The following is a 25,223-nucleotide window of genomic DNA, read 5'->3' as shown; positions in this document are numbered from 1 at the left end:
AACCAGTCTACATTTTTTTCCATTTAAAAAAACATTACAAACTATATATCAAAACTATACGACTTATGCATTTCTACAAAATACTATTCAGAAAAACCTGCCATCATTATTTGGAATTAGCTTTGTTACAAGAGGAAGATCAGTTTGTTTTCTTTATCTTGAAAGACAACTGAAACATTTTTACCTGACGTTTTTCCTCTTATAAATTTACAAATGATCTTTTATCGTTAATAGCATGAATACTAGAATTAAAGTCGGGCTGATAGGCTTTGGCAGGATGGGAAGATTTTATCTTCAGGAAATGCAGAAGAGTGGACGGTGGAATATAGCTTATATATGTGATGTAAGCCCAAGTTCACGGGAACTGGCAAGAAAACTATCTCCTGAATCTGAAATTATAGAAAACGAACAGATAATATTTGATGACCCAACAGTACAGGTTGTAGGCCTGTTTGCCCTGGCCAATTCAAGAAAAGAGCAAATAGAAAAAGCGATCCAGAGCGGAAAGCATGTTATCTCCGAGAAACCAATTGCCGATACTATTACAAGAGAGTGGAGCGCCGTCAGCGCTGCAGAAAGTACAGATCTTTTCTCAACAGTAAATCTTTATCTGCGCAACTCGTGGTATCATAAATTAATCAAGGATTTTATACAGAAAGGCGAAATCGGAGAATTGGCCATCATACGCATATGCCATCTTACACCAGGGCTTGCTCCGGGAGAAGGGCATGAATATGAAGGACCGTCATTCCATGATTGCGGAATGCATTATGTAGATATTGCGCGCTGGTATACCGACTGCAATTTCAGAACTTGGAACGCGCAGGCTGTACGGATGTGGAATTATAAAGATCCGTGGTGGCTGCAATGTCATGGTACATTTGAGAACGGCGTTGTTTTCGATATTACTCAGGGACACGTATATGGACAATTATCAGCGAAGCAGACCCACAACTCATATATAGATATGATCGGGACAGAAGGTATTGCCCGCATGACGCACGATTTTAAAACAGCTGTGGTTGAATTACACGGAGTAACTCAAACTATACGGGAAGAGAGGGCATTCGGTGGTAAAAATATAGACGTATTATGTAATCTGTTTGCTGACTCTATAGAATCGGGTATCAGACATCCCGACTTACCTACACTGCGTGATTCGGCTATATCATCAGAGTATGCATGGGAATTTCTGGAAGATGCCAAGAGCAAGGATCTGCCGGCTATAGGGGAAATACAAACACTTGAGAAAATCCTGCAAAGAAGAAAAACAATGAAAAACGGGTATGGCCTGTTACAACAAATATAATATTTACAACAAGGGTTTGGTTGTCAGCTCCATTTGGGGAGTTTAAGGACTCTCCTGTGGAGTTGTTTTAGTATTTACAAATTAGAAATGAATATCATGAAAAATAAGTTTTATTTACTGCTGGTATTAGCTTTATTAATAATATTGCCGCAAGCAATTCCGGCACAGAACAAAAAAAATGTAAAAAAAGATATAGCGATACAATTATATTCTGTCAGGGATAGGATTGGCAGTTATGTGGATCAGACCGGTAAGTATGATACCGATTATACAGCTATACTGAAAGAACTGGCACAAATGGGATATACTGCTGTAGAAGCCGCCGGATACAATGATGGTAAATTTTATAACCGTACCCCGCAGGAATTTAGAAAAGACGTGGAAACTGCCGGGATGAAAGTGTTGTCTTCTCACTGCACAAAACCTCTTACTCAGGAGGAGCTGGCTTCCGGTGATTTTTCAGAATCGTTGAAATGGTGGGATATAGCGATTAAGGCACATAAAGATGCCGGGATGACTTATATAGTAACTCCATGGCTGGAGGTACCTAAGACTGTTAAAGACTTGAAAACATATTGCGATTACTACAATGAGATAGGTAAAAGATGTAAAGCGAGTGGTTTGAAATACGGATATCATAATCATGCACATGAATTTCAGAAAGTAGAGGACAAAGTGGTGATGATGGACTATCTGATAGAGAATACAAACCCTGAATTCGTGTTTATTGAGATGGATGTGTATTGGGTGGTAATAGGCAAAAATAGTCCTGTCGATTATTTCAATAAATACCCCGGCAGGTTCTCTGTCCTGCATATTAAGGACCATCGTGAAATCGGACAAAGCGGGATGGTCGGATTCGATGCCATCTTTAAGAATGCTGAAACAGCCGGAGTAAAACATATTATAGTTGAAGTTGAAAAATACAGTAGTACAATTGAAGAAAGTATTAAAAGCAGCCTGGATTATTTGCTCAATGCTCAATTTGTGAAAGCAAGCTACAGTAAGTAAGCAAATATCCTCTTTCTGTAAAAAAAACAATTAAGCCTTTTTATTTTATGAGTAGGACCATAATATTATTTATCATAAGTTTCATTTGTTTAAGTTCTTGCACGAACTCAAAAAGCAGGATATTATTCAATGGGCATAACGACAAAAACTGGAAAACCTCCGGTAATGTTTCGGTAAATGATAGTATGTTAATACTCTCGGGACCAGACTCCCGTGCCACCCTGAAAAACGGTGAATATAAAGACTTTGACTTAAATCTGGTATTACGGACCACACAAAACGGGAAAGGCTTTATAAGTTTCCATACAGACGAATCTTCGGGTAAGGGTTACCGGATAGCAATCAACAATAATATTTCAGATCCCATATGGTGGAGAATGACCGGTAGCCTGCTATCTGTACGCAATCTTACCAAAAGCCTGGTAAAAGACGATCAGTGGTTTACTATGAATATCCGGGTAGAAGGCCAATCCATTATTGTAAAAATAAACGGGGAACCTGTCGTTGAATATTTAGAACCTGCGCATCCCTTACGTATATCACCAAACGATAAATGCATTCTATCCGAGGGTACAATTTCACTGGCGAGCAAAGGTAGCGGAAATATAGAGTTTAAAAGTATTTCGATTGAAACCCTCAATAGAAAAGATATAAATATTCCCGCTCAACTAACCATTGCCAAAGACGAACAAAACGATGATATACTTCATCTCCACCAGGAAGATTTCCCTGTACTCGACTATCATGTACACTTAAAAGGAGGACTTACGAAAGAATCCGCAGCTAAACAATCAAGAAAGGCGGGAATCAATTATGTAGTTGCCCCTAATTGCGGAGTCGGCTTCCCTATTACAAATGATAAAGAAGTCTTTAACTTTCTGGATACGATGCGCACCCAACCTTTCATACTGGCTATGCAGGGTGAAGGGCGTGAATGGGTGACTACTTTCTCGGAAAAGGCCCGCGACGGGTTCGACTTCGTTTTCACTGACGCCTTGACCTTTAATGACATGAAAAACCGCCGGGTACACTTATGGATAAATGAGGAAGTTAAGATTAATGATGAGCAGCAATATATGGATATGATTGTAGATAAAATATGTTCGGTTTTGCGAGAACCTGCCGATGTATATGTCAATCCATTCTTTCTTCCAGAGCAAATGAATGACCGCTACGATGAATTCTGGACCGAAGACAGAATGAACAGAGTTATCGATGCCCTTGCTAAAAGCGGTATGGCTTTAGAAATAAATGAGTTGTATCGCATCCCCAATAAAGCCATTATCATGAAAGCTAAAAAAGCAGGTATAAAATTCACTTTTGGATCAAACAACATCAGCCCTGAGGTGGGAAAACTGGAGTATTCCATACGCATGAAAAAAGAATGCAACCTGATGCAGCTGGAGATGTATAAGCCCCAGATTAAACTATGAATATTGCATTACCCATACTGATTTGGTCCAAAAAATTATAACAGCACATATTGCCTGCATTGTAACAGACAGCCTCATCAGGGTATTTAATGCTGGTTATTCCAATTCATTTCCCCTCTTTCGGCTTCTTTTTCTTAAGCCATATCATAAAACCGGTCACAGGTAAGCTGGCTATGATAAAGCTTGCCAGAAACATGATTATTTTGCCCGGTAAACCACCTATCGCCCCAACATGGATATCATAAGTCATACGGTAAAACTTATCAGCATTGGAAGAACCCTCATAACTTATACCATATATACCTCCGCCTTCCAATTCCTGCAATGAGTTACGGTCAAAAAAACGAAAATGCCGCTTGTAATACGTCTCATTATTATCAGCCGAATTGAAACAAATACGGTAAGCACCTGTGTCCCCGATAGGAAAATCAAATATAAATACACCTTGTTCACCTATTTTGTATTCCTGCCTGACACGCTCCCACAATACGTCGTCCGGATTTGAAAATGAGGGAATCAAAGTAGTATCGGACAAAGCCGGAGTCCATTCTTTTAACTCCTCTCCTCCGGAGATTACTTTATAGTAAGCATTTGAATACCATTTGAAACTCCATGTCAGGCCTGTAAGAGCGAAAATAAAAGCAAACAGAACCGTATAAAATCCTAATACCTTATGCAACTCGTAGAATAGCATAAATGATCTGCTTTTCCGCTTTATAACCAATCCCGCCTTTACAGCCTTTTTCTTCCATTTGCGGGGAATCCACAGCACAATTCCGGTTATTGTCACTATCGCAAATACAACAACTGCCCAGCCCACTATCTGATGCCCTATTGCATAAGGTAGCCAAAGATTGCGGTGGCCGGAAAGAATAAAACCGAAAAAGTCGCCACTATAAGTTTGTTCTCCAATATATCCGCCCGAATAAGGGTTTAACAACAGAAGAGTATATCCTTTTTCGCTATGGTTATATGCCACTGTAACGGGTTTGTCGCGTTTACTATAGCTTACTCCATAAATTGCATTCAGGCTGTCACCGGGAGCTTTGAAAACATATGGTTCTGCCTTCTCTTTGAGCTGATGGGGTGACAAAAACGGCTTATCTTCCATTACAACAGATTGCTGAGGTTGAAAGATGCCACGTAGTTCTTCCTGAAATGTATAAATGCAACCGGTGATGGCTATAATAAAAACAATGATCCCGGATATTAAACCAAGCCAAAGGTGCGCCCAATGGCACACCTTACGGAGTGAAAAGCTTTTCTTTTGTTTTGTGTTCATTAAAAGTGAAATGAAATATTTCCGATTACCTGTCTTAATTTTTGAGGTTCAACGGTGCTCCAGCCTTTCCAATATTTTTTATCGGTCAGGTTATCCACCTTCAAGCCAAAACGGAATGCACCTGTAGAATAAAAAGCGGTGGCATTCAATATCGTATATGCAGGGATAACGAATCGGCCTGTTTCTGCAGTATTAGTTATTGCATTCTCACTTGCATAATTACCACCGAATCCGAATCCAAGCCCTTTAGCAACACCATTTTGTATAGTGTAACTTACCCATCCGTTTACTAAATTTCTGGGACCTGCACTTATCTCCCTGCGACCATCCACAGATGGACTTGTCTTTTTGTTTACGCTTTCGTTGTAACTATATCCGGCAATAATGCTAAGACCTGCTATGGGATTAACTGTAAAGTCAAACTCGACACCACGGCTATAAACATCTCCGTTCTGAATTGTAAAATTAGGTTGTTCGGGATCAGGACGAACCACATTAGTCACATATATATCATAATAGCTCGCTGTACCGACCAGTTTTCCATCAAACAATGATGTTTTAATGCCTCCTTCGATTTGATTCGCCTGCTTTGGTTTGAACGTACGGACAGAACCATCCGGCTGAAGCGAAGACTCTACATTTTCAAAACCATTCATATAGTTGGCAAAAATAGAAAGTTTTTCCGGTAATATCTGATAAACGGCCCCAAACTTAGGAGAGAAAGCTGTCTGACTGTAATCCCCTGATGTTTCACCACTGTTAACATCGTAATAACCTTTGTTGTCAAAGTAATCGAGTCGCAAGCTGGCCATTAACAAGAGTCGGTCGGTAACATTCAATACATCCGAGAAATATACGCTATATGTATTTGCATTCGAATTTGATAAATACGGACTATATCCCGACAACTTGGCATTTACGGCAGCCGCACTCAGATTTGTATAGTTAGGGTCGGCTACCTGACTATTGATGGTGTCGAACGCTACATAGTTGCTGCTGCTATTCGATTTGGTGTTGAAATAATCGAATCCTACTACCAGACGGTTTCTCATATTTCCTATTTTGAAGTCTCCTACAAAATTTTGCTGAATATCGACTGTTGTCCCTGTTGTATTCTGTGAACCTACCCATCTGCTCAATGAATCGTCTCTGAGAGGTTGGAGAAACATCACATACGAGTATAAACCTTTCGACTGACGGTTGCTGTACGAAACAGATGTTTGCGACGTCCATTTATCAGATAATTTATATTCCATCATACCAAACAGCTTAGTGGTAGGTGTTTTTATTGTTATGTCATTACTTGTAAATGAACGTTTATAATCCATCCCCAGTGCATCCGGTGTCTTATATTCCAGTTCCCGGCTTCTGTTGAGGAATACCATCAACGGATTTGTACTTTCCGATGTATAAAATTCAGTATTCACGGTAAACGACAATCTATCATTTGCTTTATATAGTAAAGATGGGGCAAGAAATACAGACTTCTTAAAACCTGCGTCCTGAAAACTGTTCTCTGACTGATAGGCCGCATTTGTCCTTAACAACAATTTCTTTTCCTTGTCTATCGGTGTATTTATATCGGCGGCGATCCGGCTTAGCCCGTAGCTACCCATGGTATATGATATATCACCGGCAAAATTCTCAAATGGCTTCTTTGTTACAATATTTATTAATCCGCCAAAAGAAACGAGACTACTGCCAAACAGTGTACCCGAAGGCCCTTTCAAGACTTCTATACGTTCTATATTGGCAGGGTCCAATCCTCCGTTTGTTTGTCCGCCCAACCCATTTACCATTGTCGGCTGAACAGCGAACCCCCTTATTGTAAAGTAGGCAGCACCATCCCCTCCCCGTCCGGTAGAAGACCAGAGTTTATCTATTCCCGGACTATTTTTAAGAGCATCGTCAAAATTGACGATTATTTGCTCTTTAATCAGATCCTTTCCGATTACGGAATATACCTGTGGATTTTCAAGATTCTTAAGCGGGAGTCTGGCTATATGCTCAGACTCTTTGTTCGAGAATCTATTTACACCGGCTTCAACAACCACTTCTGTTAATTCATGCGCCTTTTCCGTCAATACAATATTGAACGTACTTTCTCCCCGTTTTAGGTTTACAGCCGATTTGTAAGGCTTATGATCCAATGACGATACAACAAGCATATATTGGCCTATTGGCCCGCTGAAACGGAATTTCCCATTTTCATCACTTAAAGCCCCATAATGGGTGCCTTCAATCGAAACAGATACATTCTCCAATGGTATCTTATCTGGAGATACAACTGTGCCCGATACAGTAGAACGGGTATTCTGGGCATGTATAGATATACTGGTTATAAATAGCATAACCATGAAACAAAATCGCAAAGTTTTCATCGCTTTATTTAAAATGTCAATTTGTGAAATAAAATCGACACAAACCTACGATAATGACACATTCCAGACAATCACCATATATGATTATATATATACCATTTAATACCAAATTATAGTGATACCAAAAACGAAAAATTAAATTAAAGGGATAAATGTGGCAATAACATATATAACAAAGAAAATAGCGTACATAGTAACAGCAAGAACATTGACCTGATCTTACCCCGTACGAAATCTATCTCTTATACAATTATTATAAATCACGCCCTGACAAATTTAGAGAATGGACGCTCATCTGAGAATAACAATGCCGTGTTTATCAATGCCAGATGGGAATAAGCCTGAGGAAAATTCCCCAACTGCCTCTTCGTATCAAAATCCAAATCCTCACTGAATAAACCCAAATGATTTGAATATGTAAGCAATTCATTGAATATTTTCAAAGCTTCATCCGTTTCGCCCGTAACGTACAATGCCCTTATCAGCCAGAATGTACAAATAGTGAAAGAAGAAGAAGGCAAGCCAAAGTCGTCATTATTTTTATACCGGTACATCAACCCGTTATAAAACAATTCTTCCTTTATTTTCTTCACGGTTTTGATAAACTTCTCATTATCCGGTTCAATAAATCCGTATTGTTCCATCAACAAGAGGGAAGAGTCTACATCACAATTGTCATATGCCTGGGTAAAACTCTGTATTTCTTCATTCCACCCGTTTGTCAATACATCGTTTTTTATAAGTTCGGCCTGTTCTTTCCATTCTATCTCATATTCAGGCATATTCAGGAAGGTGGCAATGCTCACAGCCCTATCCAGTGCTACCCAGCACATTACTTTGGAAAACACGAAATGCTTCTCCGTATTCCGGAATTCCCAGATGCTCTGATCGGTATTCCGCCATTCCACAGCCACGGTTTTCACAATAGTTTTCACTACTTCCCACATCTCTTCTATTTCGTCCAAAGTTCCCGGGAAATGAATATAATAATTGTAGATAACATCCATAAGGTATCCCAACGAATCGTTTTGCCGCTGGTTATACGCTGCATTTCCGATTCTTACGGGCTGAGAATTCTCATATCCTGACAAATGCTCCAGTATTTCCTCCCGGAGAATGCGGTTGCCATCTATCGCGTACATAATCTGAAAAGAATCGGATTTAGATTTCAATATTCTTTTTATGAATCCCATAAAGCGCTTTGCCGAAGCCTGATGTCCCATTTTCAGCAAAGTTTCTATCGACATGGAAGCATCCCTTATCCAACAAAAGCGGTAGTCCCAGTTGCGCACCTCCCCTATCGTTTCGGGCATACTGGTCGTCAGAGCGGCGATTACCGCCCCTGAATCCTGAGTAGACATCAATTTCAATATCAATAAACTACGGGATATGACATCATTGTATTGGACAAATTTACGGGAACGGCTATTCCAGTTCAGCCAATAGACTTTGGTCCGCTGGTATTCGAGATAAACCCGGTCGATATCTATGGAGACAAGTTTTTGACTATAGGATAACATCAGAAACTCCTCTTTTTTGAGTATCATTTCTTCTTCATTTAGTATCGTATCAAAATCAATACTTGAATACAGATACATATTATCCCTGACATTTTCGCACGAAGATGTTTTTATGCAATCCTCAAATTTACGGTGAACCGCTGTTTCTTTCGCATAATTCATTACAGGTTCATATTTGACACGGAAACGCGGCTCGCCTGCAAGTAAACGGATATAGCGGTAAATCTCAGCAGGGTAAAAGTAATCCATTTGCATAGTCCTGTATCTGGGCATAAAATCAAGTACTTCGAAACTCCCTTCATCCGATGCAAATCTGGTACAAAGGATATTAGTACCTTTCAGATACTGCTGCGAACATTTATAATCTTCCGATACCAGGAAAGCGAAGCTTCCCCCTGACTTCTTATCCAGAATTTTAGAAAATACCGACGGAGAATCAAAATTGGGTACACATAGCCAATCTATGCTCCCGCTTTCAGATACCAATGCCGCCGACTTACAATTCCCTATAACTCCGTAATTTAGATTATGCATGTTTATATTTTTTTTATTCAATGATTATGACGTTCTTTACAACACAATATAGCCTTTGATTGAACCAAATACGCTATTTCTCTGTTTTAATTAGTATTAATTCACATTTCTACTCCTATCTATTTCTTTCCCTGATCTGAAAGAAATACATTGTCAGGAATATCTCCGGATACTCCGGCAACTTTTAATTATTAAAAATCGAAAAGATGAAACTTATTATAATATCTAACAGGTTACCACTCAAAATAGTTGAAAAAAATAACATATATAAAGTAATATCCAGTCCGGGAGGATTGTCTACAGGTCTCGATTCGTTGGAAATGAAGATGGAAAAGCACTGGATCGGCTGGCCGGGAATGTACCTCGACGATTGCAAAGAAAAAGAAATTATAGATGACCAGCTCGAAGGGCAAAACTTTCATCCGGTCTATTTATCTCCCGAACAGATAGAGAACTATTATGAAGGATATAGCAATAGCGTACTTTGGCCGCTCTGCCATTACTTCTCCAACTATATGCACTACGAAAACAAATACTGGGAAGCTTATAAAGAGGTCAATAATTTATTTTGTGAAGCAGCTCTGGAAATTATAGAACCCGGAGATATTGTATGGATACAGGATTATCAGTTGATGTTATTGCCCAAAATGATCCGGGATAAAGTATCCGATATCAGCATCGGGTATTTCCACCATATTCCTTTCCCCTCTTACGAATTGTTTCGCGGCTTGCCCGAAAGGGCTGAAATACTGAACGGACTGCTGGGAGCGGATCTAGTGGCATTCCATACTCACAGCTATATGCGCCACTTTATAAGTGCTGTTTACCGGGTATTGAAGCTGGATTGTAATCTGGATGAAATACAAATGGACAGGCGCGTGGTCGATGTGGATGCTTTCCCTATGGGTATCAACTATGATATGTTCCACAATGCTTTATTAAATCCCGATATAAACAAAAATGCAGAAGAGCTCAGGGCGAGTTTCGGAACAGGTAAGCTAATCTTATCTGTAGACAGATTGGATTACAGCAAGGGAATTATGATCCGGCTCAAAAGTTTTGAAGAGTTTCTCGACAATCATCCGGAATATACAGGTAAAGTTTCATTGGTAATGATTGTAGCCCCTTCCCGCGACAATGTGGATATTTATGCCGAACTAAAGAAGGATATAGATATGAAAGTGGGAGCAATCAATGGGAAACATTCAACGATCGACTGGACTCCCGTCTATTACTTTTACCGGGCATTCAATTTCGAGGAACTGGCTGCCCTTTACCATATAGCAGATATAGCCCTGGTAACCCCGCTCCGGGACGGAATGAATCTGGTTGCCAAAGAATATCCTGCTACCAAGAGAAATGAGCCGGGTGTCCTTATTTTGAGTGAAATGGCCGGAGCTTCCATAGAATTGTCTGATGCCATCATAGTGAATCCTACAGATACCAAAGAGATAGAGAATGCAATAGTACAAGCATTGGAAATGCCTTTGGATGAACAGTTAAAAACCATAGCATCTATGCAGGAAATCATATCCACTCAAACAGTCAATCAATGGGCCCAGGATTTTATAGAGGAGCTGACCAGCATAAAATCCAAAAACGACGCATTGCAACAAAAGATCGTTGAAAAAACGAACTTCGATATCATTAAGCAAGCGTATGATAAAACTCAAAACAGGCTGATTATACTTGACTATGACGGAACATTATCACCATTCAGAAAAGAGCCGATGCAAGCATATCCGACACCCGACCTGCTCAAAATATTGGAAGAATTAAGTACCTACCCGGGAAATCATGTAGTCATAAGTAGCGGGCGCGACAAGCAAACCCTCGATAAATGGCTTGGGCATCTGCCAATAGGACTGGCTGCCGAACATGGTGCCTTTTACCGGGAAGATGGGATATGGTATCAAACCGCCCAGAAAGTAGAATGGGATGAGGAAATACCAAACATAATCAAACAAATTGTAAAAAGAACCCCGCGTTCGAAAATGGAGGTAAAAGATACGGCACTGGTGTGGCATTACCGGAACGTGGACATCTGGCTTGCCGACCTGCGTGTCACCCAACTTATCAATGCTTTGCTAAATCCTTGTGCACGTAACAACTTACAGATAATGAGAGGAAATAAGATAGTAGAAGTAAAATACGGCGATATTAGCAAAGGTTCGGAGGCCAGAAGGTTGATCGGGAAAGGAAACTACGATTTCATAATGGCTATAGGAGATGATACTACCGATGAAGAGATGTTTCTGGCATTGCCGCAAGATGCAATAACAATTAAAGTTGGCCAGAGTTCCAATGCTGCATTGTACAATCTGCCGACACAGGAACAAACCGTACTATTTCTGAATAAACTAATGAAGGGAAAAAAGACCGGCTATATCTAAATATATCCGGTCCTTATCTTTTCTTTTATTTCCGGATTCCTGTCCGGAAATAGGTTTAAATAGCGACAGGTAATACTTTGCCTGTCAGCTTCTGGATATCTTTAAGCATCGGCCGTTCATCCTCAGCACAAAATGTCAGAGCCGTACCGCCATGACCGGCCCTCCCTGTACGTCCTATACGGTGCACATAAGTTTCAGGGACATCCGGCAAATCGTAATTGATAACCAGTTCCAACTGATTGACATCTATTCCGCGGGCGGCAATATCAGTAGCAATAAGTACACGGGTCTTATGCGATTTGAAATTTTCCAATGCTCTTTGACGGGCATTCTGCGATTTGTTCCCGTGAATGGCTTCACTGCCAATCCCCGCTTTACAAAGCAAACGTGCTATCTTATCGGCTCCGTGCTTCGTACGGGAAAATACCAGAACCGATTGTTTCTTATCTTTTTTCAGTAAGTTGATAAGCAAATCTTTCTTATCCTGTTTTTCTACAAAGTAAACACTTTGCTCGATCACATCCACCACGGACGAAACGGGAGCGACTTCCACCCTGACAGGATTCCTTAATATAGAACGTGAAAGTGCAGCTATAGCCGGAGGCATTGTAGCCGAGAAGAACAGAGTCTGCTTATCCTTTGGCAGTTTGGGCAATAAACGCTTTATATCATGGATAAAGCCCATATCCAGCATCCGGTCAGCTTCATCGAGTACAAAGTGAGTTATAGCATTCAGGCTTATAAAACCCTGATTCATTAAGTCCAGTAACCGCCCGGGCGTAGCAACAAGGATGTCGATGCCTCTATGTAGTTCATCGGTCTGGGCCTTTTGCTTCACACCTCCGAATATCACACAATGTCGTAATCCTGTATACAGGGTATATTCCCTGATGCAATCGTTAATCTGGATTGCAAGTTCACGGGTGGGAGTGATGATCAACGCCCTTATTTCTCTTTTCCTTCCGCTTATTTTATTCTGATACAAATGTTGTATAATCGGTATCGAGAATGCTGCTGTTTTGCCTGTACCGGTTTGTGCCAGTCCAAGCATATCTTGCTTTTTGAGAACTACGGGGATTGCGTCTTGTTGTATCGGGGTTGGATTTGTATATCCTTTTTCTTGCAGAGCCCTCAATATCGGCTCTATAATGTTTAATTCTTGAAATGATGTCATCTAATATTCAGTCTGCTCTTCCGGCAGTCATCTTTAATTTATTAATGTGCAAAATCGTGGGGGAAATAATCACAGGATAGAACCGACACAAATTGTTTGCGCCACAAAGGTAAGACTAATAATCGATTTAACAACATAAACCTGATTTATTCACCGATATCTCAGGTTCTTCGGATCAGAAAGATCAAACAATATTTCAATTAAGTTTAAAAAAGCCACCGACAAAATTAGTAGAGACTTTAGCTCCCCGCTCCGCTGTTGCCGTTTTAGGATCGATACGATAAATATAGACGCCTTCATCCTTTACCTTTACAGGGAAATAAACGTATCCACCGTCAACCAGGACAGAAAAGCGGCGTCCTCCATCCCCGTCATGTACAGGAATCTCCGGTATTTTTTTAAATGACTGGTTGTTCAGATCTATTATATAGCATGCCAGTGATTTATCTCCCCATCTGTCATTTGCTGTCTGGGGATTAATGGTACTAACCTCAGCGAATACCAGACCGTCACCAATATACTTTACATGGGCAGGTTTCAAGCCTCCCGACTTAGTCTCGAAATCGAAAAAATAATCGTCGAACCCGGTCGTGCCTGCCGGTATACGCAAAAATCCGGCTTTTTTCGTACTCTGCGAATATCCGTTGGCAATGGCAGAATTAGACATGATATACATATCCCCCGATTCGACCTTGAATATACCATTATGCGCATACCACGATCCGGCCGGGCCTGTACGCGTATCTTTCATCACCTTGTCCAATGTCATTTCAGGATAAGAATATACAGCAACATAAGTGGTATCGGTATATTTGGTTTCGTATGTCTTCGGATTCATATGGAAGTAAGTCATGTAAATCTTATTACCGCTCATACACAAGCCAGTAATACTCGGCCATTCGAATTGGGAAAGAGGCGCTATCGGGGCAGTCTTGCGACTGGTAATAGCAACACTGTTAATATCAACATTATAAAACGTTATATTACTTCCCTCTTCAGCATTACCGGGAATCTCTATTCCCATCATACTGTTATTGTCAATCTGTGTAAATGCACTGAGAGACTGATTGAAAGTAAATTCACCTTTTTCAAGCAAGTAACCGTCCCCTCCCCTTACTACTCCGGTAGTATTGGTAACTCCAAGACCGCCCACACAAAAAATAGTTTGGTTGCCCTGCTCATAATCATGGAATCCGCTTTGCTCTATTCCTTTGCCTACCGCATTGATGTTCCCCGACATAAGGTCTTCCGCCGTAACGAGATAATAGGCTGTTGTCCCACCGGATGTAATCCCCAGGCTTAGAACATAAGGAGCAAAAGGAATTTCTTCAGTGCCAAATTCATCGTCATCGCATGAGGAAGCAAATAAGACGATACATCCTGCGATTATATATGCTGTAATTTTATTTATATATTTCATGCTCGTTTTCATTAAGTAAATCTGATTGTATAGTTTATTATTTCAGAAAATAACGGAATTTCAGATTAAATGCCCTACCCGGCTTCTGTAATCTGTAGTTATCATATAATTTTTCATCCGTGAAATTCGTACATTCCAGCATAACGCTATAACGCCCATTCTGCATCGTGTAACCCAGGGAGATATCATGCGAAGTCTGTTCGGGAATTACATCTTTGGTCGACTTTGCCCCAAGACCGGGAAAAGACAGATAATACTTCCACATATAATTGATCGAATAGTCTAAAGACAATTCTGAATCTTTTAGCCCTATATTCTGAAACTGCACCCCTATGTCTCCATGACCGAAAAAGTAAGGGATATTAGGCAGACGACGCTTATAATTGAGATTCTCGGATTTTCCGTTTCCTACATAAGTGCCCGTATTCTCTTCATACTTCTGATTATCCTTTATGTCCTGATAAGTCAGATTTGCTCCCGCATGAAGGCGGTTTTTCCATTGATACTTTATTCCGCCCTCTACACCTTTAGTGAGAACTTTCCCCATATTTTTATAACCGGTAACAGCCGAAGCTTCTGTCAGGTCTTTTAATATAAAGTCTTTCGTATCCCTGTATATAAAATTACCTTCGAGGAAGACTGTATGTTCTTTTAAATTCTGTTCGAAGATAAAACCAAGATTCGCATTATTACTACTCTCGGGCTTGAGATCGGGATTACGCAACTGATTAAGTCCGTCACCAAACATTTCGGTGCTTTCCGGCAAGCGGTAAGCCTTTTCATAAGAAACTTTCGCCTGTAATCTGGGTAAAATAAAATAAGTAAATGCAGCCCCGTATCCAACATTTGTTTTATCGTCATCTACTTTATCGAGTCTTTCATCTTCTTTATACTGGTTTATTATCTTATAGGTAGAACTGCTTGTACTGTATAATTTAGTAAAAACATTGGCGTTCCACCTATCGTATTTTACCTGCCAACCCAGACCTGTTATGTTCTTCGTCAATTTTTGAGGTATTTTGTTCGATTCATTGTCAGGATCTACCTTGTCATGAATTTTCCGGTTTAAAGATGAAAACACATGATTCAGCGTAACGGACTGATGATTATTTATCATATAGCTGATATTGGCATTGGCTACCCACTCCCTATTCCTTATTTTGGAATCGGTATAAGAATTAGTTCCCCGTTCACCCTTTGTATCAGAAGGTTGCCATTCACCCAGCCAGTTATAGTTGCGTGCCAGAGTATCTGTGCTGAATGAATTGACCATGCTGTATGCTCCATAGAATGAAGCGGATAATCCTTCAACGAACAGATCATCCTTTTTGTAGCGGATAGACGGTATCATCGACTCGCTTTTGGATTTTACACCACCGTATACAGCATCTATCACAGCGCCGGTTTGTACATCTTTATCGTTCTTTGACAGGATAACGCCTGCTAACAGATAATCAGCGTATGATTTATTGGTTATCCCTGTTTCAAATTTTATCCCCATCGACTGGTAATCGTCATGGAAACGTTTCACCCATCGTTCTTCAATTGTTTTTCCGTTACTCAAATCCTTAATAGGAGCGAATACTTTATAGTCGTTATCCGAGTAATTGAAGAATGTATTGGCGCGGACGGTAAAGCCTGTTTTCAGGTCAGTATAAGCTCCATTCAGAGATATCCGGTGCGTATTGAATGACCCGATAGAGTATGATGCATCCAGATAGTTGGCATCTTTGCGACTGATTATATTCACCGCTCCGCCCAAGGCATCGGCGCCTAAGCTTACAGGCAGGACACCTTTATAAACTTCGATACGTTCAGCCATATTCACAGAGATATTACTCAGGTTGAACGAAGATCCGAAGTTATCCATCGGAATCCCATCCAGAAAGAATTTCACCTGATTTCCTGAAAAGCCATTGAGACTGAAATTGTAATTAGACCCTACTCCTCCGTCTTCCCGGATACGGACACTTGAGATATTGCTCAGCATCTTGCTTAGGGGGGCTACAGTATTGTACGACTGCTTAAGGTCGACCACGGTTATGGCATAAGCTTGTTCCTGCTTTTGCCGGGCTTCGGTTTTCCCTTCTACAGCTACTTCATGTAATTCTACGGAATTGTCTATTTCAACATCAGGGACACGGGTAGTTTTACCCGCTTCGACCAGTACATTTACTCTGACCGTCTTTGCCCCCACACCCGATACGACAATAGTCTGATTTCCGGGCGGTACGTTGACCAGCTTAAATTCTCCACTCTCGCTTGTATATTCCCCGATTGCAGTTCCTTCTACCGATACAGCTATCGAATAAACAGCTTTTTTCTGCGCATCCGTCACACGCCCGGTAATAATCCCACTTTTTGATTGCTGGGCCGATATATTTAATGTATTGCTTATAAAAAATAATAAAAGCAAAGAGCATAAAAGATTAGCTCCGAATAGTTTGTTACTCATTTTGATTCTTAATTTTCGAACGCGTAAAAGTAGTACACCGCGTCCCTCCTCACAATCACCATAAATAGGTATTTGCAGAGTATTTTATACCTAAATAGTATGAGTGAACACTACAACAAACAGGCCCATTAACTCCTATGCAACAACGTTTTAGTTACACGATACCATTTACAGTCCATCGTGGCTGCAGCAATTATTAACGCTATTCTGGCCTGGAACACAAGCAATTTTTGATTGCATACACCACATAGTACATGACATAAAATACAGCGATAAAAGTTACCTTGAATATAATAAATTATTTTTTTACAAATATTTTATCTATATAGTACGCCATTAGCTGTTGGCTATTGGTTTATAGTTCTTTGAAAGAATGAACAAGCCCCTAATTGACTCTGTCGAACGTTGTTTCCCCTCGGGGGATTTGCAGGGAGGGAAAAAAATGACAGATAGAAAATAGTAGAAAATGTGTCAAGTTTGTCAAGTTTTGTACATAAGCTATTGGCTAACGGCTATCAGCTAATAGCTAAAAAGGTGTTACTTTTTAACAGTTACAAGTTACGAGTTGTTTATTGATATATCTTTTACCTTTTGAAGAAAATCAATACTCCAAAATAACTTTAAGCGACCCAGAGAAATGACAATCCTCAAGTATATGGAAAAATACTTCCTTATATACCTGAGGATTAAATAGATTCAGAGTCCTGACCGATAATTTAATTATATTCCTTATATAGTAAAAACAGGTGTGCGGCCGACCAGCTGAAATGCGAGGCTTTTAGCCGTTCTCCAGTATACACATCATAGTTCTCATGTATCGGCGCATCGTCTTCCAGGCCTTGCAGCCGATCGAAAACCTGCTGTGTATACATATCTGCCTCTTTTGTATATCCATACTTCCGTATGCCGGATATGGCAAAATAAATCTGGTCGATCCATATAGGTCCCCGCCAGTATCCCCTCGGTGCAAATTCAGGATTATCTGCGGCAGCAGTCGGAAAAGGAATATATGTAGAGAACTTTTCCGCATCGAACATGATTTTAACTGTTTCATCTGCCTGCTCTTTAGTTGCCAGCCCTGTCCATAACGGAGTCCACCCTTCGGGACCGAATACTTTTATGAACGATTTATTCAGCTTCTTATCAAAAAAGTACCCTGTCTCTTTATCGAAGAAATAATCCTGAATAAGGTCTTTCCTGTCCGGCTCGTTAAAAGGAGTATTCAAAATTGCAGCAAACTCTTTCAACAGTGAATATTCGTATTGCAGATAAGCATTCAGGTCGACGGATTCCTGATCCATACTCCATGCTTTCTCACCGTTTTTCACCATTTTTGCGTCATCGAAACGTATGGCGTTATCCATGCCGCTCTCCCATTTGGCAGCTTCCAAAGTTCCATCGGTAGCTCCATATTCACAGATACCGTTCCGGTCGTGATCCCTGTATTTATACCACCACTGATGATACCTGAGGAGTTTCGGGTACATTTCAGCCACAAAAGAAGTGTCCTTATCGGCCTGGAATACTGCATTGACAGCCCAGGCAGCCAAAGGAGGCTTCGTATCACGGTAATTATTCCCGGCAGGATCGGTATAGATACAATCTGCAATCATTCCGGCATCATCCTGATAATCGAACATCGTCCGTATCTGGTCTTTTGCGAGAACCGGATCAAGATACGACAGGGCAACAGCATGCTTCCATGAATCCCATGCCCAGAATCCGACAAAGTAGTTCATCGCATGCGAAGGTACAATGCCCGCGTGCAGCAATGCCCCTTTGGGACTGCGCCAGTTACTCATAAGCGTCATGATGCTTTTTACCATTATCCGGTTATTCTTATCCGGCATATCCTGACGGAGATTCTGCCTAATATAATGATTCCAGCATATATTGCGTTCTTTGGCTTTAGCTTCGGAATTGGTCAAAATATCAACTATTTCCCCGTTCTTTTTTAAGAAATCCTCTTTTGTATTGAAATAAGAAATTACAATATCGAATTGCTTTCCGATATCTTTCGATGTAGCAATATAGCGGTCTGCCGATAGTTCCAATAAAATATCTTCAGGAAAACTAATCATTACTATTTCCCCGGTTCTTAAAGATGCCGTAATCCCGTGTGATTCTTTATTCCATATCAGGCTGTCATTCAGACATCCCTCTGTCACAAAATAAACTTCATTATCCGATTTACATTTCAATAGAGCATGATTGGCTGTTACGAAAACCAGTTCCTGCCGGATGCTTCGCGCATCGCCCGACAGGTTCAGAGTCAATTTGCCCGGATAATAAATTGCCGTATCTTGCTTTAATGCAACAGGCGTACCCTTTCCATCTAGAACCGAAACTTCACAAATGGAATTACTGATCCACTTACGATGGTCTAAATCGACAGGGCCGCAAAATCCACTGAAACCTGCTTCTTTACCGGGTATTGAAAAGCCCATCCACGAACCGCAATCGGTAAAATAGCCCTGCCCCTGCCTGACTTTTCCCTGTGGGGTATGAACTACATTAAGCAAATTGGGAAAATTGAGGGTCAAATCTTCTCTCTGAAGTTCTGCTTTGTCTCCGGCCTTACAGGAATGTAAAAGCATTCCCGTAATAACAGCCAGAAGTATAAATATCTTTGATCTATTCATTTCGCTCTTTTAATATTGTTTACCGGTCTCTACAAGGTTTGTGTCTTTATCTACCGGAATAATAGTGAATCCGTACGACATATCTTCCGGAGTAATCGTATATTCAGGGTGAGTCTGGGCTCCCCAAGTATTATCTCCGCCCACACCCATCTGCATATAGTCTATATTCAGCCATACCATATCCTGCTTTCTTACACTGCCGCCATGCTTGCGCTCTACATCGAAAGGTATATACATCAGGTCTTTCATCGGAAAATTCCATGCACTTATGCTCAGAGGCTGTTTACCTTTTATCAATAGCCCGTCTCCCGTTGCATTTTGCAGGCTAAACCACCGGACATCGGATTTATTTGCAGTTTCCTGCGGACGTATGTACGGGTGGAACTGGCTCCAAACATCACTTTTATACAAATCGACCATAGCTGATGTTTTCCTGTCCCAATAATTTTCATGAGGTCCGCGGCCAAACCATGTCATTTGGTCATATTCACCTTGTAATACCATATATAAGCCTACTTTCGGTATTTCGGGCAAAGCGATATCTCCTGTTGTCAGTTTATAATCCGTTTCGATAGTACCATCCGGGCAAATCATATAACTGATGCCAATCTTACAATTTTGTTTTTCCAGATTATAGGCAACCTTTATGAGCGTGTTATTACCGGACTTCTCACTTGTCAGATTTTCTAATGTCATTTCCCCGGTCGCTTCCTTCCATGTCAGGCAACGTGTACCCAGTCCGTTAGCTACGTCATTATCGGTCAGCGGTCGCCAGAAATTCGGAGTAATGCCCGTTTGCAGCAGTTCTTTCCCATTTCTCCTGAGTGAATACAATTGTCCGTTTTCCTTTGAGAATGAGACTTCGAAAGCATTACCCGACACAACAATACGGTTGGCATATTCAGCTGATTGGGTATTACCCTGTATGCTGTTCTTTACAATATCTTTACTGCCGGCAAGCAAAGGAAACTGTTCATATGCCTGTAAGTGTCCTTCAGGTATAAATGGATGGCTACCCCTGTAATAAGCATTAAGATGCAGAAAATATTCGGTGTTATTCCTGACGGCAAAATCAGGAATATCGAGTGTAATATTTCTCGATTGATGCGCATTTAATCCTTGTACATCAAAATTTTTCCGGGCTATAATTTCTCCGTCTGCTTTCACCTGCCATTCGAAATCAAAGTCATCCAGATTTATAAAATCGAATTTATTGGTAATACGGACTACATTATTCGTAAACGAAACAGATTCGAAACGTACAGGCTGATATACTTTTTTCACTTCCCATATATGCGGACGAAGCTTCCTGTCCGCCAATACCAACCCATTGGCACAGAAGTTGGAATCATTGGGAATGCCGACGAATCCCATATCTCCTCCATATCCCCAGATATCATTACCGGCCTGGTCTTTGATAGGGAAAGTCTGGTCTACCCAGTCCCATATAAATCCGCCTTGCAACTGGTCGTGCTCATCTATAAGATCCCAGTAATCCTTCAGATTACCGACACTGTTCCCCATCGCATGTGCATATTCGCAGAGAATCAACGGGCGGCTCTGGCGTTGATTGACATGCTCTCTCAATTGCCAGATGCGTGCATACATCGGACAATAAATATCCGAAAGGCCTGTCTTACGCGCACCTTCGTATTGTACAGGACGCGAAGCATCGAACTTTTTCAGCCAATGATATACCGTTTCGAAATGTTCTCCGTATCCGGATTCATTTCCCAGAGACCATGTAACTACACTGGTATAATTACGGTCGCGAAGCGCCATTCGTTCCACCCGTTCCTGAAACGGTACAATCCAGTCCGGAAAGTTTGCCAGCGTACGGGCTTCCGTTGCTTCCATTCCATGAGATTCTATATTAGCCTCATCTACAAGATACAAGCCATATTCATCGCATAGTTCGTACCAGCGTTCTATATTCGGATAATGGCTACAACGCACGGCATTGATATTGAATTGCTTCATCAGCCTGATATCTTCTATCATGCTGCTCTCGGTGATGGTACGGCCTGTTTTCGGCTCGAACTCATGACGGTTAACCCCCTTAATCGTAACAGGTACGCCATTTACCATAAAGAGTCCGTTCTTCATTTCCACCGTACGGAATCCGAAACGATGGGAAAAAGCTTCTGAAACTTTTCCTCCTTTGTCCAATGTGGAAACAGTCAGGGTATAGAGGTCAGGCGCTTCTGCACTCCAAGGTTTCACTGCCACAAATGTATTCTCCATGCTGATTGTGCTACCCATTATATCCGACAATTTTTTAGTTGAAGAATAAATGATTTTTCCGTTTTCAGCAACTTCTATTTGTAGCGAAGAATTGGTAAAAGAAGTATTCTTATCCATCTCTATATTGAGTCTGAACAGGCCGTCTTTATAGCCATTGACTAAATCGGCCTTCAATTCAAAGTCCTGAATTCTTACTTTAGGACGGGCAAGAAGAGATACGCTGCGTTCTATACCGCTATACCGCCAGTAATCCTGCCCTTCGAGATAAGACCCGTCGCTGTATCTGTACACTTCTACTGCGATGTCGTTAGTTCCGGCCTGCAGGTAATCATTGACAAGGAATTCGGCCGGGAGCCGGCTATCCTCACTATATCCTACATAATGTCCGTTTATCCAGCAATAAAAAGCGGATTCAACCCCTCCAAAGTGCAGGATTATATCCATTCCTTTCCAATGCGCAGGGAGTGTAAATGTGCGTTTGTACGAACCTACCGGATTGTAATCGTGCGGAACATAAGGAGGGTTTGCAGGGAACGGATAAGCCACATCGGTATAGATAGGCGAATCGAAGCCTTGTAGTTCCCAACTTCCGGGAACCGCAATTTTACTCCATTCCCTCACATCGAAATCCTTTTGATAGAAAGCGGACGGACGCGAAGCCGGATTTTTTGCATAATGAAAATCCCATGTGCCATCGAGGGATAATTCCCTGTCGCTTGCCTGTTGTTTTATTGCAGCTTCTTTAGTCGAATGCGGCCTGAAAAAAGCATGCATAGGCAAACGGTTGACCTGATTGACCAATGGATTTTCCCACTCTTTGGGCTGTTGTTGAGCCAGACTGTATTGTAAAAACAGAAACAGTCCGATTAAAAGATTTATTTTTTTCATAATGATTTAGGTCGCAGACCTATTTATTACTTTGTTAAGTTCAAATACAACAAGAAGTTAAACTGAAATAGCATGTCATTAAATCCTTATTCTACTTATTTACAAATAGCAGAAGAAAGTAACAAGAAACGGGACGGTAAGGTCGAGTGTAATTCCATGGAATATGGCGATTATTACAAATTCCGGCCCGGAATATTTGGTAATAATGGGAAGTGTAGTATCCATTGTCGTCGCTCCGCCGGATGAGACAGGCGCCAGTTTTCCGAAATAAGTAACAAGCAACGGTGCCGCGAGCAGCGTAAACAGTTCCCTTATAATATTTGAGACTAAAGCGATTGTACCTAATTCAGCCCCCTTATATTGAGTAATAAAAATACTGGATAACGAGTAATACCCGAATCCCGAACCTACTGCCATACATTCGAAAATGCTCCAGCGGGGAATAAACAGACCGACGATTGCACATCCTGCCAAAGTGCCGACCAGTGTAGCTGCTGGTACGAGTATCACCTTAAGCTTATTATTTTTGAGAGCGGATAATGCTTTCTTATCATATCCTATATTAATACCAACCAGAAACATAAGGCCATAAAGGATATACACGCTTAAATCGTTATCAAGAACGACCTGAGGCAATATGCCCATATATGAAGCAATGGCTCCGGCTATAAAAAACGCAAGGATTATCAGACTGCCTTTCATATTTATTCTTTTCCTTTTACAAAGAATTTTTTATAGACAAACCATGCCAGCAAGATGCTGCCTGCAATGGCTCCCATCGTGATGATGAGAGCCTGCAAGCCAATTGTTGTCAGATTGTTTACTATCTTTTCATTATGTCCTACCGATATCCCCAGAAAAAAAAGGAGCAGGAATATGAAACAGGTTATCAGTTTCCCGATTATTTTTATATCCGGGATGCGGCGCAGAAAGTATCCGGCACCAATACCGGCAAGCATAATAGCAAAGACTGTAAGCATTATTAAGTAATGAATTGAAAAGAGTTTATTAATTAATCTGGTCGTTCGATTTTATTTCCAACAAAGGTATGGGATAAAAATTATTTTTGTCGGGAGAAAAACCCGTCCGACCGACAGCGGTAAGGGCTTCCTTTACCTTACCCCAACGGCGCATATCGTAGAAACGTGTGTTTTCAAGAGCAAATTCCAGTATACGTTCATGCTCAATCTGCTTCTTCACAAAGTCCTGATTCGAGTCAGCAGGAATCCCCGGCATATCCGCCCTGTCTCTTACCTGATTGATAAGCGGTACAGCTTCCGGTGTCTTCCCCTGTTCGTTTAAGCTTTCGGCAAGGAGCAACAAGACATCTGCATAACGCATCAGAGGCAAATTGACCGCCGTCCTCGATTTATTCAGGTCTTCCAGAGTCGCAGGAAGATATTTTCTGAAACAGGCTTTTTGTGAAGCGGCCCCGAATAATTCATTATAGGTATAACCGTACACCTTCTTATCTGTCACATCATTGAAATATGAATCGTTAAAGAAGACGGTTTGGTACAGCCGGGAATCGTACAGGCCTGTCGTGGCTGTCTTTCCTTCTTTTTTATATTCATCGATAAGTATCTGGTTAGGGAATATTTCGTCCCATCCTCCCAGTTCCCCGGTCGATATCCATTTGTGCAATGCAGTTCTGTATGCCGCACCATTAGCAGTATTTTCTGTGAACTGCAACTCAAAAACAGATTCTTTGGAATTTTTATTTGTCCCGTTAAACATAGACAGGAAATTCTTTTCCAATTCATAGCCTTTCACCTTTTTAAAGGCGTCTTCAGCCTTAGCCAGATATTCGGATTTCCTGCCTGTTTCTTCATAAGCCCGGGTAAGGAGCGAATATCCCATGTATGCATAAACGGCTCCCTGTGTTGCACGTCCGGTACGTTCAGGAGTTTGTTTCTGAGGCAAACCTGTAGCCGCTTCAAATTCACCGATTATAAAGTCCCACGCGGCGGCCCTGTCTGACAATGGCTTGCTGATCTGCGCTTCACTCGTAATATATTCGTTACGGATAATTATTCTCTCCCAGTTAAGCAAAAGTTTCATGTGGTAATATCCTCTTAAGAAATGGGCTTCGGCCAGGATTTGATTTTTATACGTCTCATCCATGCTGATGGAAGGAACTTTTTCCAGCACCTGATTAGCATAAGATATTCCCTGATAATGGATCTCCCAATATGTGTAAAACTGGCTGTTGCCATTCGTATATGTGAAATTGAATAATTCTACCCATGTAGGATAATTAAGCGCGTCACTTCCGATATTACAAACGTCCTCCCTATAAGCCTCTACGGGGAACTTTACTTCAGCAAATTCCCAGGTTTCAGTCGCGCATTCCAGTTTTGAATATACAGCCGCGAGCCCTGCTTCCGCATCGGTCTGGCTACGCCAGAAATTAGTCGAAGTAAGTTTGTCGGGGGAGTTCATATCAAGCCTGTCATCGCAAGACGATACAAAAAGTCCTGTAAGTATCAGACAAAGTATAATATATAGATTTTTTTTCATGTCGATAAAATTTATAA

Annotated in this window: 15 protein-coding genes; 4 read left to right on the top strand and 11 right to left on the bottom strand. The window is 41.0% G+C overall.

The window, feature by feature from the left end; translation table 11 throughout:
• Positions 1–235 precede the first annotated feature (235 nt).
• From ACFO6W_RS08785 to ACFO6W_RS08775, 3 genes are all read left to right on the top strand, one after another.
• Positions 236–1,309 (top strand): Gfo/Idh/MocA family protein, encoded by a 1,074-nt coding sequence (locus ACFO6W_RS08785; RefSeq protein ID WP_379995413.1) that lies wholly within the window; start codon positions 236–238, stop codon positions 1,307–1,309.
• 96 nt (positions 1,310–1,405) lie between these two features.
• Complete coding sequence (locus ACFO6W_RS08780) at positions 1,406–2,320, top strand: sugar phosphate isomerase/epimerase family protein (RefSeq protein WP_379995411.1); 915 nt, start codon at positions 1,406–1,408, stop codon at positions 2,318–2,320.
• A 47-nt stretch (positions 2,321–2,367) separates the two neighbouring features.
• Complete coding sequence (locus ACFO6W_RS08775; protein WP_379995409.1) at positions 2,368–3,753, top strand: DUF1080 domain-containing protein; 1,386 nt, start codon at positions 2,368–2,370, stop codon at positions 3,751–3,753.
• Positions 3,754–3,859: 106 nt separating this feature from the next.
• On the opposite strand, the gene ACFO6W_RS08770 is transcribed toward ACFO6W_RS08775, so the two are convergent.
• The 3 genes from ACFO6W_RS08770 to ACFO6W_RS08760 all read right to left on the bottom strand — a co-directional run bounded on the left by ACFO6W_RS08770 (position 3,860) and on the right by ACFO6W_RS08760 (position 9,470).
• Positions 3,860–5,035, bottom strand: coding sequence for a PepSY-associated TM helix domain-containing protein (locus ACFO6W_RS08770; protein ID WP_379995407.1), 1,176 nt, complete (start codon positions 5,033–5,035; stop codon positions 3,860–3,862).
• Positions 5,035–7,416, bottom strand: coding sequence for a TonB-dependent siderophore receptor (locus ACFO6W_RS08765; RefSeq protein WP_379995405.1), 2,382 nt, complete (start codon positions 7,414–7,416; stop codon positions 5,035–5,037). The genes ACFO6W_RS08770 and ACFO6W_RS08765 overlap by 1 nt, the downstream gene beginning before the upstream one ends.
• Positions 7,417–7,676: 260 nt before the next feature.
• On the bottom strand, positions 7,677–9,470 hold the full coding sequence (locus tag ACFO6W_RS08760) for a glycoside hydrolase family 15 protein (RefSeq protein WP_379995403.1): 1,794 nt from the start codon (positions 9,468–9,470) through the stop codon (positions 7,677–7,679).
• A 206-nt stretch (positions 9,471–9,676) separates the two neighbouring features.
• Between ACFO6W_RS08760 and ACFO6W_RS08755 the strand changes: the two genes are divergently transcribed.
• On the top strand, positions 9,677–11,863 hold the full coding sequence (locus tag ACFO6W_RS08755) for a bifunctional alpha,alpha-trehalose-phosphate synthase (UDP-forming)/trehalose-phosphatase (RefSeq protein ID WP_379995401.1): 2,187 nt from the start codon (positions 9,677–9,679) through the stop codon (positions 11,861–11,863).
• A 55-nt stretch (positions 11,864–11,918) separates the two neighbouring features.
• Here ACFO6W_RS08755 and ACFO6W_RS08750 read toward each other — a convergent pair whose 3' ends face one another.
• From ACFO6W_RS08750 to ACFO6W_RS08715, 8 genes are all read right to left on the bottom strand, one after another.
• Positions 11,919–13,037, bottom strand: coding sequence for a DEAD/DEAH box helicase (locus tag ACFO6W_RS08750; protein ID WP_379995399.1), 1,119 nt, complete (start codon positions 13,035–13,037; stop codon positions 11,919–11,921).
• A 196-nt stretch (positions 13,038–13,233) separates the two neighbouring features.
• The gene (locus tag ACFO6W_RS08745; protein WP_379995397.1) at positions 13,234–14,457 is read right to left on the bottom strand and encodes a DUF4374 domain-containing protein; all 1,224 of its coding nucleotides are present in this window, start codon (positions 14,455–14,457) and stop codon (positions 13,234–13,236) included.
• Positions 14,458–14,494: 37 nt separating this feature from the next.
• Positions 14,495–16,912: a TonB-dependent receptor gene (locus ACFO6W_RS08740; protein ID WP_379995395.1), complete on the bottom strand. Its 2,418-nt coding sequence runs from the start codon at positions 16,910–16,912 to the stop codon at positions 14,495–14,497.
• A gap of 716 nt (positions 16,913–17,628) precedes the next feature.
• Complete coding sequence (locus ACFO6W_RS08735; protein WP_379995393.1) at positions 17,629–19,554, bottom strand: MGH1-like glycoside hydrolase domain-containing protein; 1,926 nt, start codon at positions 19,552–19,554, stop codon at positions 17,629–17,631.
• Positions 19,555–19,563: 9 nt separating this feature from the next.
• The gene (lacZ, locus tag ACFO6W_RS08730; protein ID WP_379995391.1) at positions 19,564–22,686 is read right to left on the bottom strand and encodes a beta-galactosidase, LacZ type; all 3,123 of its coding nucleotides are present in this window, start codon (positions 22,684–22,686) and stop codon (positions 19,564–19,566) included.
• Positions 22,687–22,785: 99 nt separating this feature from the next.
• Positions 22,786–23,388, bottom strand: a complete 603-nt coding sequence (locus tag ACFO6W_RS08725; RefSeq protein ID WP_379995388.1) for a LysO family transporter — start codon at positions 23,386–23,388, stop codon at positions 22,786–22,788.
• Between the two features lie 2 nt (positions 23,389–23,390).
• Positions 23,391–23,666, bottom strand: a complete 276-nt coding sequence (locus ACFO6W_RS08720) for a LysO family transporter (protein ID WP_291113726.1) — start codon at positions 23,664–23,666, stop codon at positions 23,391–23,393.
• A gap of 28 nt (positions 23,667–23,694) precedes the next feature.
• A complete protein-coding gene (locus tag ACFO6W_RS08715; protein WP_379995385.1) occupies positions 23,695–25,206 on the bottom strand; it encodes a RagB/SusD family nutrient uptake outer membrane protein in 1,512 nt (503 codons plus the stop codon).
• Between the last annotated feature and the right edge of the window lie 17 nt (positions 25,207–25,223).

Origin of the sequence: Dysgonomonas termitidis (genome assembly GCF_042654545.1) — a bacterium.
Taxonomy (GTDB): Bacteria; Bacteroidota; Bacteroidia; order Bacteroidales; family Dysgonomonadaceae; genus Dysgonomonas; species Dysgonomonas termitidis.
The sequence above is the reverse complement of the archived record's forward strand: the minus strand, read 5'-3'. Positions and strand labels throughout refer to the sequence as shown.